The 19888-nt window shown below is 49.9% G+C and carries 19 protein-coding genes; 15 read left to right on the forward strand and 4 right to left on the reverse strand.

What is annotated here, in order from left to right; genetic code table 11:
• Positions 1–92: 92 nt before the first annotated feature.
• Positions 93–926, reverse strand: coding sequence for a S1 RNA-binding domain-containing protein (locus tag MMG03_RS03115; protein WP_073156200.1), 834 nt, complete (start codon positions 924–926; stop codon positions 93–95).
• A 127-nt stretch (positions 927–1053) separates the two neighbouring features.
• Between MMG03_RS03115 and MMG03_RS03120 the strand changes: the two genes are divergently transcribed.
• Entirely contained in the window at positions 1054–1488 is a 435-nt protein-coding gene (locus MMG03_RS03120; RefSeq protein WP_175547626.1) for a DUF6434 domain-containing protein, read from the forward strand.
• 231 nt (positions 1489–1719) lie between these two features.
• Entirely contained in the window at positions 1720–2532 is an 813-nt protein-coding gene (locus MMG03_RS03125; RefSeq protein ID WP_073156202.1) for an Rpn family recombination-promoting nuclease/putative transposase, read from the forward strand.
• Positions 2533–2663: 131 nt separating this feature from the next.
• On the opposite strand, the gene MMG03_RS03130 is transcribed toward MMG03_RS03125, so the two are convergent.
• On the reverse strand, positions 2664–3611 hold the full coding sequence (locus MMG03_RS03130; RefSeq protein ID WP_083539596.1) for a YeiH family protein: 948 nt from the start codon (positions 3609–3611) through the stop codon (positions 2664–2666).
• A 21-nt stretch (positions 3612–3632) separates the two neighbouring features.
• Positions 3633–4169: a DUF5662 family protein gene (locus MMG03_RS03135; protein WP_073156207.1), complete on the reverse strand. Its 537-nt coding sequence runs from the start codon at positions 4167–4169 to the stop codon at positions 3633–3635.
• Positions 4170–4893: 724 nt separating this feature from the next.
• On the opposite strand from MMG03_RS03135, the gene MMG03_RS03140 reads away from it, so the two are divergent.
• The 11 genes from MMG03_RS03140 to hisB all read left to right on the forward strand — a co-directional run bounded on the left by MMG03_RS03140 (position 4894) and on the right by hisB (position 17732).
• Positions 4894–5886, forward strand: a complete 993-nt coding sequence (locus MMG03_RS03140) for a metallophosphoesterase (RefSeq protein WP_073156210.1) — start codon at positions 4894–4896, stop codon at positions 5884–5886.
• Positions 5883–8033: a cytochrome c biogenesis protein gene (locus tag MMG03_RS03145; RefSeq protein WP_249505602.1), complete on the forward strand. Its 2151-nt coding sequence runs from the start codon at positions 5883–5885 to the stop codon at positions 8031–8033. The genes MMG03_RS03140 and MMG03_RS03145 overlap by 4 nt, the downstream gene beginning before the upstream one ends.
• Positions 8034–8134: 101 nt before the next feature.
• Positions 8135–9442: a deoxyguanosinetriphosphate triphosphohydrolase gene (locus tag MMG03_RS03150; protein WP_073156215.1), complete on the forward strand. Its 1308-nt coding sequence runs from the start codon at positions 8135–8137 to the stop codon at positions 9440–9442.
• 9 nt (positions 9443–9451) lie between these two features.
• Positions 9452–10144 carry a pyrimidine 5'-nucleotidase gene (locus tag MMG03_RS03155; RefSeq protein WP_249505603.1) on the forward strand — a complete coding sequence of 231 codons (693 nt, stop codon included), beginning with the start codon at positions 9452–9454 and terminating at the stop codon, positions 10142–10144.
• A complete protein-coding gene (locus MMG03_RS03160) occupies positions 10137–10943 on the forward strand; it encodes a metal ABC transporter permease (RefSeq protein ID WP_073234024.1) in 807 nt (268 codons plus the stop codon). Before MMG03_RS03155 ends, MMG03_RS03160 begins: the two co-directional genes overlap by 8 nt.
• 10 nt (positions 10944–10953) lie before the next feature.
• A complete protein-coding gene (locus tag MMG03_RS03165; protein ID WP_073156224.1) occupies positions 10954–12072 on the forward strand; it encodes a hypothetical protein in 1119 nt (372 codons plus the stop codon).
• Positions 12073–12145: 73 nt separating this feature from the next.
• A complete protein-coding gene (locus MMG03_RS03170; protein WP_073156227.1) occupies positions 12146–12964 on the forward strand; it encodes a S41 family peptidase in 819 nt (272 codons plus the stop codon).
• A gap of 120 nt (positions 12965–13084) precedes the next feature.
• On the forward strand, positions 13085–15556 hold the full coding sequence (locus tag MMG03_RS03175; protein ID WP_249269324.1) for a putative LPS assembly protein LptD: 2472 nt from the start codon (positions 13085–13087) through the stop codon (positions 15554–15556).
• A gap of 17 nt (positions 15557–15573) precedes the next feature.
• Positions 15574–16143, forward strand: a complete 570-nt coding sequence (locus MMG03_RS03180; protein WP_249505604.1) for a nucleoside triphosphate pyrophosphatase — start codon at positions 15574–15576, stop codon at positions 16141–16143.
• An 8-nt stretch (positions 16144–16151) separates the two neighbouring features.
• Positions 16152–17138 (forward strand): RodZ family helix-turn-helix domain-containing protein, encoded by a 987-nt coding sequence (locus tag MMG03_RS03185; RefSeq protein ID WP_073156234.1) that lies wholly within the window; start codon positions 16152–16154, stop codon positions 17136–17138.
• Between the two features lie 9 nt (positions 17139–17147).
• Positions 17148–17732 (forward strand): imidazoleglycerol-phosphate dehydratase HisB, encoded by a 585-nt coding sequence (gene hisB / locus MMG03_RS03190; protein ID WP_073156236.1) that lies wholly within the window; start codon positions 17148–17150, stop codon positions 17730–17732.
• Between the two features lie 157 nt (positions 17733–17889).
• Here hisB and MMG03_RS03195 read toward each other — a convergent pair whose 3' ends face one another.
• Positions 17890–18507 carry a hypothetical protein gene (locus MMG03_RS03195; protein ID WP_249505605.1) on the reverse strand — a complete coding sequence of 206 codons (618 nt, stop codon included), beginning with the start codon at positions 18505–18507 and terminating at the stop codon, positions 17890–17892.
• A gap of 90 nt (positions 18508–18597) precedes the next feature.
• Here MMG03_RS03195 and MMG03_RS03200 point away from each other — a divergent pair, with 90 nt between their 5' ends.
• Positions 18598–18897 carry a type B 50S ribosomal protein L31 gene (locus MMG03_RS03200; protein ID WP_073156242.1) on the forward strand — a complete coding sequence of 100 codons (300 nt, stop codon included), beginning with the start codon at positions 18598–18600 and terminating at the stop codon, positions 18895–18897.
• A gap of 95 nt (positions 18898–18992) precedes the next feature.
• A complete protein-coding gene (locus tag MMG03_RS03205) occupies positions 18993–19847 on the forward strand; it encodes a hypothetical protein (RefSeq protein ID WP_073156244.1) in 855 nt (284 codons plus the stop codon).
• Positions 19848–19888: the final 41 nt, after the last annotated feature.

Genomic DNA, 19888 nt, shown 5'->3' on the forward strand with positions numbered 1-19888 from the left:
TTTGACTTCGGGTCAGAACGTCTAACTATTAAAAAAGGACTTCCTTATGGGAAGTCCTTCGTCTTTTTATAAGCTGTTTTATAGACTGCTTTTTAAACCAGGCTGATTCCGTCTTCGCTGATGTAAATCTTGCCATCGCGGAAGAGGGTGCCCAGAAGCTTCTTGAAAGTCTTCTTGGACATGCCGAATTCCTGGCGGATCACTTCGGGGTCGGTGTGGTCGCCGTAGGGGAGGCTGCCGCCCGCTTCTTCAAGCTTGCGGAGGATGGCTGCCGGGCTGTCGCTCTTCATAAGGCCCTTGTAGCCGATGGGGGAAAGGTTCAAGGTGATCTTTCCGTCGGCGGTAAAGCGCTGGATAAAGCCGGGCATGGTGTCGCCGATGTAGATACGTTCCATGCCGGGAGTGAGCATGAGGCGGCCGGTGTAGCGGTAATCCACCAGGAAGTCTACGTGGTCCTTGGTGACTTCGTAGGCGGCCAGCTGGACACGCTGACCCACATGAAGTTCGCTGGTGTCCGGATCCAGGAAGCTCTTGATTTTTTCGGTGGCCACGATTCGGTTACTCTTGTCGTCAACAAGAATGAACACCACGCAACGGTCGCCACGCTGCAGTTCGCCCAGCTGCTGCTTGAAGGGGAGGAACAGGTCCTTGTTCAGACCCCAGTCCAGGAAGGCGCCGAAACGGTTTACGTCCTTGACGTCAAGCACGGCGAATTCACCTACCTGGGCGTAGGGCTTTTCCAAAGTGGCGATGGGGCGGTCTTCACTGTCGGTGTACACGAACACGTCCAGGATTTCGCCTTCTTCAAGAGTGAATTTTTCGCGGTTGCCGGGGAGCAGCACGCGGTCGCCGCTTTCCAGTTCCAGGTAGTAGCCCTGGGGGGTAATTTCTTCTACGCGGGCACGGTTATATCTTCCGAGATCCATAAAAAAGCCTTTCCGTTCAGTTTTATTTGTTGCAACTGTGATATTTTACAGCCGACTTCTACAAAATATAGTATATTTGGCGCCCCCTTCCTAGATGAGGTGGGGGAGTGTTAGGTGGTAAAAACAAATGGAACTTAGAATAGCTCAAGAAAGAATGTCGGCGCAGAATCGTGTGCGCACCGCAAAGCCTGCGGTGGAAACCATCGGCCTGCAGACTTTTATCGAAGACGATTTTGTCTGCTCCGAAAAGCATCGCGCCTTTTTCAAGATGCATATTGGCAAGGCATTCTCTTTCAATGTGCAGTTCCAGAACTGGCTGAAGTCCAATGCGGGCCGCACCTACCAGGAAGCCATCTGCGCCTACGAACGCATCCTGAAAGAAAAGAAAGATCACAAGTCTCCTGTAGGAAACCTGCAGGAATACAACGCCTACATCCGCGACTTCTTTGCCGACAACAAGGGCCGTTCCCTGGAAGATGCCGTCTGTTGCTGGAAATACAAGAAGTCTTTAATCGGACATAACCGTTACGAAAAGACGGACCTGGTGGCGCTAAAAAAGTAAATCCGACGGATATACCCAACTTGGAAAACTTTGTCTTCGTCTCTTTGAATTTTTCACTAAAGACTTCTCCCAAGAGCATCATGCGTTTAATTCATAAATCATGACTCTCCAATCATAGGAAATTGCATTCTTCAGATAATTCAGGTAAACAAAATTTTTCTACAAAAAACTGAGTCATCAGGAATTTTCCTGCGTGTTAATAGTATGCAGAACTTTTAACGTGGAGGAAAAATGGACTGCAAAAAGAAGAAATACAAGCCTCTAGAAGAACTCACCATTCGCGACAATTTCATGTTTGTGAAAGTTTTCAGCGACGAGGCGATTGCAAAGCCTTTCCTAAAGGCTCTTCTGAAAATTGAGATCGAGCGCGTAAGTGTCGTCGGCGAGGCCCACCAGCAGGCCGACCCGAACAAGAAATACATCCGCTTCGACGTTTTGGTCAAGGAGGAGTGCAATGGAATTGGTCGCACTTTCGATCTGGAGATGCAGATGGTCGATACCAAGGAATTGCCGTTGAGAGCTCGATACTACCAGGGAATTAGCGATACTGAAACCATGGGAAACACTCACAAGTACAAGGAACTCAAGGAACAATACATTATTTTTCTGTGCCCTACGGACATCTTCGGACAGGAACGTCCCATCTACGAATTCGAAAATCGTGAGAAGAACGATCCTAGCTTGACTTTGGGCGATCTCACCTACAAATATTTTTGTAATTTTAGCAGGTACGGCGCTGTAACCGATGAATCCGTTCGCGACTACCTCAAGTATTTCGCAACCGACGAAGCCTCATCTGCAGCAACGAAAGCCATCAGCGACAAGGTGGATTTCTACCACAAGGACCCTAAGACAAGGAGCGACTACATGACGTTTAAAGACATGCTTGAAGACGAACGTGAAGAGGGTCGTGAAGAGGGTCGTGAAGAGGGCCGTGCCGAGGCCTGCAAGGAACTTGCCAAGGGCTTTCGTGATGCGGGAATTTCATTAGAAGTTATCGCCAAACAAACAGGCCTTACCCCCGAAGAGATAAAAGCCCTGTAATATAAATTCTTAAAAAGCGTAAAAGGTCGCACCAATAATGGCGCGACCCTTTGTTTTAAATTATTTTAAGAAAAATTTTCGCTTTACCCATCTAAACTCTCTTTAAAATCAAGAGGAATGGTTTCTGAAAATTAGAATCCCTTGATTACCAGAAGGCTTCCGATGCCGATGGCGAGCCACAGGATCACGCCCTGGATAAAGGGCTTGGGACCGCACTTCTGGAGAGCAGCCTTGGAGAGGCCTGTACCAATAAGGAACAAAGTAACGGCAAAGCCACGCTTGGCGATGGCGACGATGGTGGTGCCGACTGCTGCAGGAACGCCGATGGCCGGGAACAGGTAGGTGTTAATGACCATGGCGATGGCGAACAGGAAGATGAACCAGGGGACCACATTCAGCTTGCCCTTGCCGGCGTTCTTGCGGAAGAACAGCATGGTAACAAGAGCCAGGGGCAATATCCAGAGAGCGCGGGTGCACTTGACCATGGCGGCCACCTGCAGGGATTCGTCGCTGTAGGCTGCAGCTGCACCCACCACGGAACTGGTGTCATGGATAGCGATGGCTGCCCATTCGCCGAACTGCTGGTTATCGAGACCGAAGAAATGGCCCAGGGGAGGGAAGATGAGGAGTGCCAAGGCATTCAGCACGAAGATGGTGCCCAGGGACATGCTCATCTGCTTGTCGTCGGCGTCTACAACGGGAGCGACTGCCGCGATGGCGGAACCACCGCAAATAGCGGTACCGCTGCTGACCAGGTAAGAAGTCTTGGAATCCACCTTGATGATCTTGCCTACGACAAAACCCAGAACCATGACGGTGGCTACAGAGATGATGGTGAACATCATGCCGTCCTTACCGCTGGCGAGAGCCGCCTGCAGGTTCATGCCGAAGCCCAGGCCAACCACGCAACCCTGAAGCAGATACTTCTGGGTCTTCTTGGCGAACTTGGGGAAGGCTGGACCGCCAAAAACAAAGGCGTAGACGATACCTGCCATGAGGGCCATCCAGGATGCTACGCAGGGGCAGCAGGCTGCAAGAATTAATGCGACAAAGGCGATTTTTGCGATTTTTTCTTTCATGTTTTCCTCTTGATGGATTCGTTAATCCGTAGGGAGTACTCTGTTTTTTCTAATAAAAGCCAGTGTTTCTTTTTCGCCCTTTTCCGCAAGCATGGTCAAGAGGTACAGAAGTTTCTTGTAGGTGTTCTCTTCCATCTTTTCGCGGGCAGTACTCTTGGTCAAGTACATCAGGGGTGCGGTGCGGTCGTAATCCTTGCCGCCGTAGGTCTTGGAGGCGGCCACGCGGTCGCAGAACATTTCCTTGATGTAACGGTCGGGCATGGGCATGGGCACGATTTTCTTCGTTGCCATTTCGTAGTCGTACCAGAATTCAAAATGATGCTTGTTTCTGCCCTTGTGATGCATCCAGGCCAGGCTGTAACCTGTATCCCGACGCTCTCCATTGTTAGGCGATTCCTTTCCGGTATAATATTTGCAACCGGGAATGAATTCCGTGGGGCTGTACTTGGAAAGATCGTGGAAAAGCCCCTGGAAACCGATACCCGCCTTGAAGCAGAGGCGAATCACTTCGTTCCTGTGCCTTGTGATGGTAATGAAATGTCGGATAGGGTGAAACATGAACGCAAATTTAGAAAAGAGAGGGGAATTAGTGAATAGTGGACAGTGAATGGTGAAGAGTGTGGCGTCATTCTGAGCGGAGTGCGAAGCACGGAGTCGAAGAATCCAGGGACTTAGATATGAATTATGAGATATGAACTACGAATTATAAAGTTAGGCGCCTCCGGCGCGATTATGATAACTCATATCTGGTATCTGATAACTCGTATCTGCTTTCTAGCCATGAACACATGGGTATGTATCAGTGCAATAGTGGGCTCAACCCATGAAAACATGGCAATGTATAGGATGAAATGTGAATCCGCAGAACTTTTACATGGCAATGTATAGGATGAAATGCAGATTTGCAGAACTTTTACATGGGAATATATCTGTGCAATAGCACATCAAAAGGGGGAAACACCGGGTATGTTTCAAAGCAATAGTCAAAACGTTCTTCTCTCGCTGGTCTACAATCCGAGCATGGGGTCGAGATAACGGGCGCCGAAGTAGTCCATAGATCCAATCATAGGAGATTTCAGGGACTTGGAACGGTCCTCGATGAGATTTCCCTCGGAATCGTAGACGAAGGTGCCAGGGGCGAACGCGGCTCGGTATACCAACTTCGATTACGAAGCCAAATCAGTTCGTTGCGTCAAGGACTAAAATATAATCCGACATTCAAAACAAGGAGCCAGACGGGAAATCCCGCTGGCTCTTTTCTCAAAACTCTTATATTTGTCTTGTGACTTGTAAGAATTCCTTCGATTTCATTGGCGATATTCACGGGCATTGTGAGTGTCTGAAGGCCTTGCTGAAAAAGCTGGGCTATGTGGAGTCTGCGGGTGCGTTCCGTTACCCGGGCAATGAACGTATGGTGGTGTTCCTTGGGGATTATGTGGATCGCGGCCCAAATGTGCGTTCCACGCTGAATTTGGTGCGGGCCATGCGGGATGCGGGTTCTGCCATTGCCCTTATGGGGAACCATGAATTCAACATGCTCAGTTTTTGGCAGAAGAACGAAGGGCCCCGCTACCTGAAAAAGGTGGGGCAGAATTATCTTCGTGAGCATACCTTCAACAAGGTGGCGGTTCATTCCAGGACGGTGACGGATTTTGTGGGGCGCAAGGATGAATTCAAGGAGATGAAGGAATTCGCCAAGACCTTGCCCTTCTACCTGGAAACGGAAAGTTTCAGGGCTCAGCACGCCAGTTTTCATCCGCGGGCTGTTGAGCTGCTGAAGGCTGCGGGCATCCATTGCTTTGCCGACGGAAATTTTGACGAATTGATTTTCCGTGCCAATGATGAAGACAATGAATATGGGGATTCCCTTTTCTGGCCTATCGATATGCTGTTGAAGGGACCGGAAATGGAACTGCCTAACCGTCAGTTCTTCTTTGATGGTGAAAATGTTAAGCGTTACAGGACCCGCTTGCGTTGGTGGGTGGACCCTGCTAAGGCCTCTTTGCAGGAATTGAGTTTACAGCCGGGTGTGACCATGCCCGAGGGTTGTGACGTAAAACCGGAAATTCGTTCTCGCGGCTTTTATGGGGAGGACGAACGCCCTGTATTCTTTGGACATTATTGGCTGACGGGTGAACCCCGCCTGATTCGTCACAACGTTTGCTGCCTGGACTTTAGTATCGCAGGGCACCTTGGAAATGGTCGGCTGGCCTGCTACCGCTTCGACGGGGAACAAAAGCTGGACGAATCTAAATTCGTGTGGGTCGGACGATGACCCGCATCTCCGCCGCTTTAAGGAAATTTGCCTCCCTGAAGGTAACCTGCGTTTTGCTGGTGGCTTTTTTGTTGCTGACTTTCTGGGGGACTTTAGGGCAGGCTGCTGCTGGGAACGAGGGGGCCGCTTTGGCGGCGGATCGTTTTTTCGGTAGTTATTTTTTATGGGCGTTAGGCGTAGTACCGCTACCTGCTTTTAAAACGTTAGCGGTTGTGGGGGCCTTACATCTTGTTGCCTCCATGATGTACCGCATGCCGCGGATTTTCTCTCGGGTAGACTCGGGCAGGCTTGTTCCCTCAGGTTGGCGTAACCTAGGACTTTATGGGATGCACATTGCCCTGCTGGTTCTTTTGGTGGGTAGCCTTGTGGGTTCTGAGTTCCGCCAGGAATACAATGGTTTTCGCGCTGCTGAATCCTCAAAGCCCATTACATTCTACACTGTTGACGATAGCCTGAATACAAGTGCGGTGGAGGTAGGGGAGGGCTATCCCTATTTTACGTTCTACAAGGGCCAGGTGGATATGTTCGGCATGAAGGTGGATCTTTATACCGCTACCTATGATCCCTTCAAATTTGTGCCGTACGCCTTCATGGCCTTGTTTTTGTTAAGTGCCATTTTCCATTATGCTGTAAAGGTCTGCCGTAGTCATGGGAATCGCGTAGGGCCAAGAACGAATGTGGTAAAGGTTTTACCGGCACTTTTAATCGTCATGGCAGGCATGATTTGTACGCCTAGAGCAGATGCGACTGAAATTGTCTTTATCCCTGATAGTGTAACCGCTGGAGTTCTCGATGCACCCGAAGATCCTGTGCTTGTAAATGGTGTTTTGCGTCCCTATGATTCTTTTGCTCGTGGGGTGTTGAATGAATTTAGTGGTCGCGTGACTCATAAAGGCCGCATTGCAGATGGCTCTGCTTGTAAAATTCTGTATTTTATTCAAATTTCAGATTTTGAGAAGTTTGTTTTAGAAGAAAAAATCTTTAAGGTTCTCCGTAGCGATGTGCTGCAGGCTCTTCACTTGCCAGAAAACAAACGTTATGTCAGCTACAATGATTTAAATGCCTCCCGCTCTCAACTGGAAATTTACGCTAGCCGTAAGGACGATCATCCCGCCACACAGGAAATGCAACGTCTCCTAGCCAATCTTCAACTTTTTGAAGCTATACAACGTGGTGACTATCATATGGCTGATGTTACGCCAGAACAGACGAAAAAGTTTGGTGTAGAGGTCTTCTACAATCACGTCAATTTCGCCCTTATTGCCTTTATCCTGGCGTTCCTCGGCTGCATCCTGGCTTCCGTCAATTCCATTTTCAAGAAGCGCTCTTTGGATGTTACTGCAAATCTCGCTTGCGGCGCGACGGCTGCCGTATTAACCATTGCATTTGCCCTGCGATTCTACATTGCCGCTCGTCCGCCTCTTTCTAGTTTGTATGAAATCGTGCTGTTGGTGGCCTTGCTTTTGGAAGCCTTTGAATTTGGTGCGTTCATTTTTTGCAAAAAGCGAACGTTCTCCCTAATTATTCCCGTGACCTTGATGGCTGCGGTTCTGCTGTTCTTCGCTAAGTTTATCTTGGAACCGGGCGATTTGTTCCAGCCCATTCCTGCTGTTTTGAATTCCGGTGTGTTCCTAACCCTTCACGTTTTTACCATTGCATTGGGCTTTGCGGGAATGATTCTTTCTGGCGTTGTAGCCCATGTGGCGCTGTTCCGCCAGACTCGATATCCTGAGGCTACAGAAAAAATCCAGAACATTTCCAAACTGCTTTTCGGTACCTTGGTTTTCGGTGCAGGATTCTCCATTTTGGGAACCTTGCTTGGTGGCGTGTGGGCGGATTATGCCTGGGGTCGTTTCTGGGGTTTTGACCCTAAGGAATGCGGAGCCCTTTTTGTTTGCCTGTGGGCCATGCTGACCTTGCATCTTCGTGGCGGTCGCCTTGTTGGCGAACGGACCTTCGCTCTGTTGAATAGCTTTAATGTGATTATCACATTCCTTTGCTGGTTTGGCATTAACTTGCTGGGTGTTGGGCTTCATAGTTATGGCTTCCAAAGCGGAACGGTCATGTGGCTTTTGATCTTTATTCTAGCTGATCTTGGTGTGATTTTTTATTTGAATAGTCATAACCGGGGAACTTTAAAATTATGATTTATGAATTACGAATTACGAAATGGAAAATCTCGGCGTAGCCGACTAATTTACTCTCGTACATCATAATCCGTACTTCGTAATTTTCTAAATTGTATTCCATGCTACAATGGGATACTTTGCTTTCTGCTACGCGTTATGGGCACCCTGCTGATCAGGACCCGAACCGTTCTGATTTTCACCGCGATTATGACCGCATTGTTTTTTCTACGGCATTTAGGCGGTTGGGCCGCAAGACCCAGGTGCATCCTTTTTCTGTAAATGACCATGTTCACAGCCGACTGACCCACAGTATCGAAGTCAGTAGCGTTGGCCGTAGCCTGGCCATTACAGTTTATCACCTGATCAAGAAGTACCTGCCCAAGTACATTAACGAATACCAGTTCGGTACCATTGTACAGTCAGCTTGTCTTGCCCACGATATTGGCAACCCTCCCTTTGGTCACGCCGGTGAAGCCGCCATCCGCGAATGGTTCCGCAAGAACCGCCATTCCCCGGCCATGCAGGATTTGAAACCCGACGAAATCGCCGACTTCGAAAACTTCGACGGTAATGCCCAGGGCCACCGCATTTTGAGCAAGCTGGAATACCACTTCCTTGATGGTGGTATGCGCCTGACTTATGCGACTATTGGAGCCATGATCAAGTATCCCCAGTTGGCCAAGTTTGGAACTCCCACCAGCCTTTTCTCTACCGAGGCGGATCTTTACCGCATGACGGCCTACACCTTGGGCCTCCCGGAACTGGAAACGGGCAAGTGGGTCCGTCATCCGCTGGTTTACCTGATGGAAGCGGCCGACGATATCTGCTACAGTATTTTGGACGTGGAAGACGCCATTGAACTTGGCATTTTGACTTTCGGTGACGTCAGGGGAATGTTCAGCTACCTGTGTGGACCGGACGTAGATATTGACCGCGAATATCAGGAAAACGGCCAGAACTTCCGTGACTTCCTCAGCAGTATCCGCGGCCTGGCCATCCAGAATTTGATTGATGATGTGGCTGTGACTTTCGTAAAGCATTACGAAGAAATCATGAATGGCGAACCGGTAAAACATCTGACGGACCTGTCTAAGTCCGAGGTGATGGACGGCATCAAGATTGCCAAGCGCCTGGGCGTAGAACGAATTTATCCCGACCGCCGCAAGACGGAACTGGAAGTGGGTAGCTATACCACCCTGAGTACCGTATTGGACGCCTTCATCAATGGTGTTTATGACTTCCGCAAGAACGGTAAGAATTCCTACCGCGCAGACCGAATTGTACGTCTGATCGGCCAGGCGAAAATCGGCCAGAGCGTAACGGCCGCCGAAGCTTACCACCAGGTGCTGGATTTTGTCAGCGGAATGACCGATAATTATGCAACCTACTTGGCACGCCAGATTGGCGGCTTGGCCATGGGTTACTAAGAGTGTGTTATGATTTGGCTATTTGACTATGACCTTACCATTTATGGTGCCGATGAACATAATGTCATCGATTCCCTGGACCATCGCATTTCGTTGATGGTGCAGAAGGCAACCGGTACTGATTTTGAAACGGCTCACCAGATCCGTAAGGATTACCTGAAGCGTTTTGGTACCACATTGGCGGGCCTCCAGGCTATGCACGGTGTGGATCCGGAAACCTTTTTCGATTTCATTCATGAACCGGAATATCTGACTTACCCCAAGCATTCTCCGGCAAAGGCGAACCTGATTATGGGGCTTGCCGGACACCGTTTCGTGTTTACCAATGGCCGCAGGGACTGGAGTGAAGCGGGCATGGAACATATGGGTGTGCGTCAGTGCTTCGAGGATGTTTTCGACCTGAAGCAGATGGACTGGATTGGAAAGCCCCACGACAGCGCCTACGAAAAGGCGGAACGCTGGTTGGCCAAGAAGGTCCCCGAGATGTTCTTTGCCAACGGCACTCCGGCGGATCCTTCCCAGATTGTACTGCTGGACGATTCTGTCCGCAATCTGGAACCTGCCCATCGTCGCGGCTGGACCACCATTCTGGTGAACCCTGTTCCCGACGTGCCTAGCTGGGTGAACTTCTATATTCCCTCCCTTTTGCATTTGACAAGTATCTTGCCGGAATTGGCAAAGAGAATGAAGTATTATGCTTGAACTTTTGTCGATGGAGTTTATGCAGAACGCCTTGGTGGCGGCAGTCCTGGTGGCTGTGGCTTGCGGCGTCATGGGAACTTTTGTGGTGGTGAACCGCCTGACTTCCTTGGCAGGGGGCGTGGCTCATGCCTCTTTTGGCGGCGTGGGTCTGGCGGCTCTACTTGGATTCTCTCCTATGCTGGGCTCCCTGGGTTTTGCGGTGGCCTGTGCCATGCTCATGGGCATTCTCACCTGGCGAGACCGAAAGAACTCCGATACCTTTATTGGCGTCATCTGGGCTGGCGGTATGGCCCTGGGCGTGATCCTCACGGACTTGACTCCCGGTTACAGTGGCGAAATGATGAGTTTTCTGTTCGGTAGTCTTCTGACGGTACCTTCGGAACTGCTGTATTGGATGGTGGCACTCCTTGTGGTGATTCTTGTGGCCGTGGTGGTCAACTTCCGGAAGTTCCTGGCCATCTCCTACGATCCTGAATTTGCCCGGGTGCAAGGATTGCCTGTGCTGACTTACTATATGGCCCTGATTGCGCTGATTGCCTTGACTGTGGTTATTGCGGTGCAGGCTGTGGGCATGATTCTTGTGATTGCCCTGCTGACCATTCCCGCCTATATTGCGGAATGCTACGCCAAGAACCTGGCCCAGATGATGGTCATGTCGGTGGTGTTTTCGCTGGTCCTTGTGGTGACCGGGCTTATGTTGGCCTGCCAGTTGAACTTTGTGGTGGGGCCGACAATCATTGCCTGTGGCGTCCTTGTTTATGCGCTTCACTTTGCCGTAAAGAAATTGCGTAGGGCTTAAGGAGTTCTAAATGAAAAAGTCAAGTCTGTTTTTTGCTCTGTTGGTGGCTCATTGTTCGCTGTTCATTGCGGCTGCGGTGGCCTTTCCGGAACCTGCTTCCCGTAACGGCTTCAGCAACATGACCGTCAAGACCGAGTATTCCGAATTGCTGCAAGAGAAGAATGCCCGCAACGATTCCCTGTTGCCGGCCCTGGATGGCGACAAGGCTTTTGCCGAAGTGCTCCGCCTGAATCCTAACTTCTGGAGCCTGGGCGGTATGATGGATAAGGAAGCCTCCCTGGTGACCAAGCTGAACGCCCGTGTGATCTACATTGACGGTATCCGCGAAGAACCTTTCTGTAACCTGGACAAGAACTCCGGCAGTTCCGCCGGCGAATGGAATGTGAGCATTGGCGTGGACTTTGTGTCTGGCGGTTCCAATACGGTTCATATCCACGTGCAGCAGTGCCTTGACTACGTTCGCGACCAGCTGGGCTATGCCGTCAAGAAGGGCGACAAGGTGGTGGTGATTCCGCCCAAGAAGGTGCTGGATAAAATCAAGGAAAGCGAGATTCCCGATGCCATCGATATCGATATGCAGCAGACCTTGCTGAAGGCCCACGAAGATGTGAACATTTCTGGCAAGTGCCCCAAGGATATCGACGCCTACATCATTCTTCGCAATGTGTATGAACAGGTAAAGAACTTCAAGATGGATTATGTTGTCATTAACGACCAGCTGAACAAGCAACGCAACGGCGCCGGCCGTGTGCAGTCCTGTTCCTTTAGCCGTGAATGGAACAAGAAGTATCAGGAAAGCGCCAGCTTTGAATGCGACATCGACCATGACAAGTGTGTTTACCGTCAGGAAAACGATGGCGACACGGAATGGTCCATCAACTACGAGAAAGACCGCTTCGAATATATCAACGACACCTTCCTTTTCTTTGACCTGAATCCCAAGAGCATCCATAAGGGTGGCAAAATGCTGGACCTGCGACTGCTCCGTCTATCCAGTTCGCTGTACCTGGAAGCTTACCTAAACTCCAAGGGGGAACCTGTTACCCTGGGTCTGGTGATCGTTCCTGGCGAAAAGACCATGGATGATTACGATGATGGCGAAGAAGAAGAGGGGATGATGATGGAATAGCCCTAGGTGCTGTTGACCATCCAAGTAGTTTTTTATATATATCTGTAGAGAAAGTTTAATCAAGGAGAATTTTATGAAGAGTGTTATCAAGGCTTCTTTGTTTGCTGCCGCATTCGGTATGGCAGCCTCTTCCGCTTTCGCCGAAAGTGAATCTTTCGGTGGTATTGGCGTTACCATTTATCAGCTCCGCGATGGTGTTAAGGTTGCCGAAGTGATTCCGGGAACCCCCGCTGCCGAAACCAAGCTCCAGGCCGGTGATGTGATTACTGCTGTAGACGGTGTCAGCCTGAAGGGTCAGGACATTGAATTTTCTAAGGAACAGCTCCGCGGTCAGGTGAACAAGCCTCTTGAAATCACCTATATCAGCGAAGGCGAAACCTATACCGCTACCATCCGCCGTGCCCAGATTACCGTTAAGGATCTGGACTCCAAGAACGTAGAAGCCTGGTATGGCAACAAGACTGAATTCGAAGCTGCCGAATTGGAAACCTACGCCAGCGCAAGTCAGTCCGACAAGCAGCTGGTGGCCGTGCTGAAGCATGGTAATGCCATCGGTTCCGGCGAAAAGGTAAACGCCACCAACCTGAACGGCATCTATGTAGAAAAGGCAAACGAATTTGCTCCCAAGGTCAAGGCTTCTACCGGCAAGGTTGGCTCTGCTGCCTTGAAGGGCTTTACCCGCTCTGCAATCAGCTTCAATGTTAAGTCTGAAGGTACTGCCAACATTACCATCATGAATGCCGATGGTGCCGAAGTGGCCCGCCTCCAGGAAAACGTGGTGAAGGGCTTCAACACCGTGAAGTGGAATGGCGAAGCTACCCCGGCTGGCCGTTACATGGTGACCATCGAACTGAATGGTTCTGTAAGCGGTAAGAATGCCGTGCTGAAGTAATTTCGGCTTAGACAATCTGCTTTTATACAAATTAACAATAAAAGTCTGCGGTAATTCGCAGGCTTTTTTCATATCGTAAAAAACTTCTTTTTTTCCATTATTCTAAATTTCCCCGCCGAAGTGATTTTATCTAGAACCCATAGGCACTTTAGTGCAATTCTGTGGGCTGTTTTGTTGTTTTTGACAGCCTTGGCTCCTGCCGTGTTCGGTCAGGAGTTGACCCGCTTTGAACTGGAGGAGCGGGAACAGGTGGAAGAAGACACCACAGAAGTGGATTGGATGAATGATACCACAGGGACGGATACCATTGAGTATCGAGCCGTGGACCTGGAATATAATGTGGAAACGGCAACGTTCAACTTGAACAACAGCGCCCAGTTGAAGTATAGGACGGCCACCCTGGATGCAGACACCATCATGTTCGACCAGGAAAATGCGGTGCTTATGGCCAGCGGCGATCCGGTGCTGAGGGAGACCAAGAATCCCTCCTTGTCGGGTATGCGGTTGAAGTACAACATGAAGAGCCGCATCGGTGAAATCTATTACGCTACGACATACCAGGATAACCAGCAGCTGAACGGCATGGAAGTGAGACGTTTGCCCGACCAGCGAATTCAGATTGCCCGTGGCGACTTTAGTACCTGTAACGATTCCACGCACCAGCACTTCTATTTCTATGGCCGTCGAATGGTGGTGAAACCTAAGGAAACCATTACTGCCCGACCGGTGGTGCTGAACATTGCCGACGTGCCTGTGGCCGTACTCCCAATGATTGTGGCTCCCCTGAAGAGTGGCCGTAAATCCGGTATTCTGACTCCTAAGTTCGGTGGCGACCAGAAGCAGGGCTACTACATGAGTAACCTGGGTTTCTACTACGCGCCCAACGACTACTGGGATGCCACGGTGAAGGGCGATATTATTGAAGGTGAAGAAGCAAGATTTGAACGTTCAACCTTGACCGGGGAAGTCCGATACAGGAAGCGTTATGTGCTGGATGGAAACATCTCCTATACGTCTTACCTGGAAGAGTTTGACTTTGGAAATAGCGGCTACGATATCCGCTTCAGTCATAATCAGAACTTGACTCCCGATGGCAAGCACACCTTGAGCGGTTCCGGCTCCTTCGTCAGTAGCCAGAGTGTCCGTAAGGATAACGCCCTGGATGCCGAAACAATCTTGAACCAGCAGGCCAACGCCCAGTTGACTTACTCCGGAAAATTCGGAACCAACAAGAGCTTGACGGTAAAGGCTAGCCAACAGCACAACTTGGTGACGGACCTTATGGAACGTCAGATTCCTGACGTGCAGTACCGCATGAGCGGCCAGCTTTTCGAGTTCGAAGTCGACGAAGACGAAATCGCTGCCGAAGATGGATCTATCCAGTCGTACCTGGAAAAGTTTAACTATAGCTTTAACAACCGCTTTAACTACTACACCCGCAGGGCCCAGGATACCATCAACGAGACGGATACGACGGCTCAGTATGTGGGTTACACGGGAACTTATTCTTTAGACTATTCCGGTCATCTTTTTGACGTAATCAACCTGACGCCTCGCGCCACCTTCACGGGTTATTGGACGGGTACGGGCTGGATCAATCCCGAAGATTCCCTGAAGTACCGCAAGCGTTATCTGTTGGATCCCGAACACGATGACTACGGTCAGTTCGCCTACAATCACAATTACAGCATTACTGCCGATACGAAACTCTATGGTATCTGGGTTCCCGAAATTGGGCGGTTTACCGGTGTGCGTCATGTGCTTTCTCCCAGCGTTTCTTACACTTACGCTCCTGAAATCGATACGGTCAAGAAGTTCGCTCCTCATCCGTTGCTGGGGCAGACTCCCTATCAGACTAAGCAGAAAACGGTTGGCTTTGGCCTGAATAATGACTTTGACATTAAGTACTTGAAGGTGGCTGGCTACAAGCCCGATACTTCAAAGGGCGATACCGCCAAGGCTGTTGAAGATCAGTATGGTACCCGTCGTCTCTTGACGACTCGCCATAACGTGTCCTACAACTTTGCCGCAGATTCCCTGAACTTCTCGGATATTACGTCTAGCTTTGGCTTCCAGATTCTGCCGGATTACCTGTTTACCATCAATACCCGTCACAGTTTCTATCACAAGTATACCGAGGAACCTAATAAGGTCCAGGTGCCTGAGTTGACTTACTGGGGTTATGACTTCTCCAAGCATTTTAGCTGGAGTGGTGAATTCAACGGTGGTCTTCCGTCGCAGATGGAAAAGTATGAAATGCTGAAATGGACTTTTGGCCTCGATTACAGTTATTCCTTTAGCAGTAGCCGAGTCTCTAGGGATTTGTTCCAGGATCAGGTGACCCATTCTACAGGCATTAGCGCAAGCCTTCAGCCGACGCGTAACTGGGAAATGACTTATAGCACCCGTTACAACTATAACGAAGGCCGCTTTGTGACCCATAGCTTTACCTTTAACCGTGTACTGCATTGCTGGCAACTTGACTTTAGCTGGACTCCCACGGGACCTGCGGCTGGATGGAGCTTCTCCATTTATGTGCGTGATTTGCCTGACCTGAAGCTGAATGCCGGTAGTACGGAAACGTCAAAATAACTGTTTGGTAAGTTTATATGAAAAGTCAGATTGTGCTAGGTAGCGGTTCTCCCCGCCGTTCTGAAATTCTGAAGCTGATCGGTGTAGATTTTCGTGTGGTGGTTTCCAACGAAGATGAAAATCCCAAGTCTACCAATCCTCTGGAATTCCCCAGGGAAAATGCGACCATCAAGGCCCTTGCGGTTTCCCGTATGGAAAGGGGGGCGGTGGTGCTTGGCTTTGATACTTTGGTGTTCCTTGATGGGGTTCCTCTTGGAAAGCCGAAGAGCGAGGCGGATGCTCTTGATATGTTGTCAAAGTTGAACGGTCGTGGCCATAAGGTGATTACCGGGGTGGCTATCGCTCGTGATGGAAAGCTTCTTGCGGCATCTGAAGAGGAAACAGAGGTTGTTTTTAGAAACAACACATTACAAGAGCTTCAAGAATATGTAAATTCTAGAGACCCTATGGATAAGGCTGGTGCTTATGGTATTCAGACTGCAGGCGCCCGACTTATACAAGGTATTAACGGATGTTATTACAACGTTGTGGGTCTGCCTGTGGCGCGGACCTTGCAGATGTTGAGTGATTTGAAGGTTGAGGTGTAGAGAAGTCTATGAACGTTGAAGAAAAGAGACCTGAAGAACGTCTGGGCGAATATATTGCGCGAGTTCGTGAATCTCGCGGCATGTCTGTTGAAGAGCTTTCCGCAGCTACCAAGGTGGCTGTGTCTTATGTGAAGTCTATTGAAGCCGGCGACTGGAAGGCTTTCCCGGTGGCTGCCTATGTACGCGGTTATTTGAATTCCATTAGCGTTAAGTTGAATTTGGATTCCGCCCAGGTTTTGTCTAGCTATGCTGCCGAAAGCGGTGCCAAGCTGAGCAATGATTTTGCCGATGTTTCTGACGGAAAGAGAATTGCTCCGGTGACTGAAGCGGAAACCAGGAAAAAGAGTAAGGCAGTGCCTATCGCTATTCTCTTGCTCGTACTGGCATTCCTAGTCGCCTCTCGTTTCCTTGATTTGGAAGCTCTTGCCGAGCAGGCTTCTTCTCCGGCACCGGCTACTGCAGTCGTGGTTGAAGACACCACCGATTCTCAGGAAATTCCTGATGGTGCCGAGGTGATTCCCGCTGATTCCCTGCAGAAGGATTCCGCTGCTGTTGATTCTACCGAAAAGACAAATGTTGTAAGTCAGGCTGTTGTTGACGAAGCTGTAAAGAAGTCTGACCTGCCCGCCTCTGCAACCATCTTTATCTCTTCTGATTCCAAGACTGATTCGGCTAAGGTTGAAGAGACCGCTGCAGAAGAAGCTAAGGCCCCCAAGACCAAGAAGACCAACTTCCTGCTGGTGGGTTCCGGTGAATCCCTTTCCTGGGTTGGCCTCAAGCGTCGTGAAAGCGATAACGCCTTCCTGAAGGAAGCCAACATTTCCCGCGCCGGTGTCAAGATGGTCTACAATACTACTGATACCTTGTGCGTTACCATTGGCGATCCCAAGGCTATTGCCAAGATGTATCTGAATGGCGTTGAAACGGCCCTGCCCGAAATGAAGTTCGGCCGCGTGACCCGTTTCCGCGTGTTTGGTGGCAGAATCGTAAAGTAAAGGATTCCTATGCGTACTTCCTCTATTTCTAGAAAGACTAACGAAACTGACATCACCTTGACTTTGAACCTGGACGATTGCACCCACGGCAAGATTAGTTCCGGTAATGGCTTCCTGGATCACATGCTGAATCTGTTCCAGTGCCATGGTGGTTTCCACCTGGATTTGACCTGCAAGGGTGACGTCGAAGTGGACATGCACCACAGCATGGAAGATATCGCCATTGTTCTTGGTCAGGCTCTGGTTGAATGCCTGGGCGACAAGAAGGGTATTGAACGCTATGGTTTTTACTTTGTTCCCATGGACGAAGCATTGAGCCGCGTTTGCATTGACTTTAGCAACCGCATCGGTTTCGTGTGGAATGTGAAGCTCCCTGGTCCTACCGCCGGTGGTATCGAAGCTAGCATGTTCGAGCATTTCTTCAAGAGTCTTGCCGAAAATGCTCGTATGAATCTGCATGTGGAACTGTTCTATGGTAACGACAACCACCATTGCCTCGAAAGCATCTTCAAGGCATTTGCCCGTTCCGTGGCTATGGCTGTGGCTCCCTCTCGCAACGTGAAAGGCGTCCCCAGTTCCAAGGGCGTGCTGTAAGAGAGCAAAGAACTAAAAGATTAAAGCAAAGAAGGCTTGCGGCATTCGCCCGCAAGCCTTCTACGAATTAATAAGCCAGGCGCCTCCGGCGCGACTATAAAAACTCATAGCTCACAACTGAAAACTCACCGCTGAAAGGAGCCGCAGGCTCCGCCCTCTAAATCTTCGGGACTCTGACTTTGTCGCCTGCGTTCAGGTGTTCCAATGCGACGCCTGCGTTTACTGACTGCAGGGCCGAAAGTACGTAGAAGCGGGGGAGGTTCTGGACTCCGGCACCATAGGTCTTCTTGAGAAGCTTGAACAAATCGTCGCCGTCGGCTGCGGTAACGGTCTTGTAAAGGCTGGAGTTAGACGGGTCGGACTGCAACTTGGAGAGGGCTTCGCTGAACTTGTTGGCGAAGTTCTCGTCGCCGGCGCTCTGGCTATTGGCGAAGACGTTGTTGTTCTTCTTGGCGGAATTCTTGGCAACCTGGTTTGCGAAACCCTTTTTGGGTTCCTTCTTGCCGGTGACTGAACCTGGCAACTGGAACACGGGAGCCTTGAAAGTGTTCATGGAAATGTTGGCTTCGGCCTCTTTTTTCTGTTTGACCGGCTCCTGTGACAGGATTTCTTCCAGGTTAGCGATGTATGTGCTGTCGGGCCACTCCACTAGGGGCATCTTCTGGTTAATGACGATGATTTTGGCGATGGGGGTGTCATTTCCGCAGGCAACCATGTTTGCGGTTACGAAAAAGGCGGATCCTGCCAGCAAAATACCTGTAAAAAATCGTTTCATGGGTTCAAAAATACTAATTTCCCTTGCCAAAATGGCGAAAAACATCTAAATTTAGGTTCTCTAAACAACTACTTCACAGGAAGTTATACAATGAAAGAAGGTATCCACCCTAACTATCAACCGGTCGTGTTCGTCGATGCGAATACGGGTAAAGAATATATCACCCGCTCCACGAAGTCTTCCGCCGAAAAGAAGACTATCGATGGTGTAGAGTACAGTGTGATCTCTCTCGAAATTACTGCAGATACCCATCCGTTCTGGACTGGTAAGCAGCATCGCGTGGATACCGCTGGCCGTATCGATCGCTTCAACAAGCGTTTCGCCGGCAACATCACTGGTGCAAAGCGCAAGACTCGCAAGGCAGAACGCCCGGCAGCTGACGCTGAATAATTGGACTTGTTCCGCTGCCTCCCTTCCAAACAAAGGGAGGCTTTTTTAATTTTGCAGCACCATAAGATTTATCAATAAACTCAACTAGGATTGTTATGAAGAAGCAACTCACAATTTGCGCCGCTGCTCTCATTGCCATGGCAATGACCGGTTGCGAAAAGACTGGCACCATCGAAGGTGTTGTCCTTGATCCGTTTACTGGCAAGGCTATCGAAATGCCCACCGTTTGGATGGACTCTACCATCTACGGTACCCAGAATCCCAAGTATCCGTACAAGGGTGAACTGAAGGAAGGTAAGTTCAAGTTTGAAAAGGTTCCCGTTGGCAGCTACCTGATCAAGGCTCGTCGTTCTAAGTACATCCTCGGCCAGCAGCGCATTGCTACCGCCGACGAAAACCCGAACATTTCCGTGACCCTGTATGAATACAGCGATCAGGTTAAGCCGGGTCTGTACAAGACTGGTACCACCGAAGGTCCCGAAAAGATTGAAAACCAGTGGGTGATCTACTCTACCACCTGTAACGAATCTGTTGCTGGTTATCGTCTGACCATGCCCATCGATACCGATGCTGGCAAGGTTCCTGGCAAGAAGGACAAGAAGAAGAAGCCGGCTAAGGCTGTTAAGGTTTCTAACCTTCCCGCTCCGTTGGCCATGGGCAGCGCACTTGACGTTTACTATGTGAACGCAAGCTCCGTTACCTCTCCGCTGGTTGCTACTGCTTTCGCCGCTGTTGAAGGCAAGATTGCTGACCACGCTGACTGTAAGGGTTTTGGCGCCGACGAAAAGAACGGTCTCTTTGTTGACAAGTCCAAGAGCACTGCTCTGACTGTTGAATACAAGGCTGAAAACTTGTTCGAAGTCAAGGGCAACCTGCCCGCAGGCAAGCAGATCATCCAGCTGTCTCAGGACGGCAAGACTCTGCAGACCTACTACTTCGAAGTCAAGTAATCGTAAACCGAGCGTCGCGCGAGCACTTGTGTTCGCATGAC

Origin of the sequence: Fibrobacter sp. HC4, assembly GCF_023373925.1 — a bacterium.
Lineage (GTDB): Bacteria > Fibrobacterota > Fibrobacteria > Fibrobacterales > Fibrobacteraceae > Fibrobacter.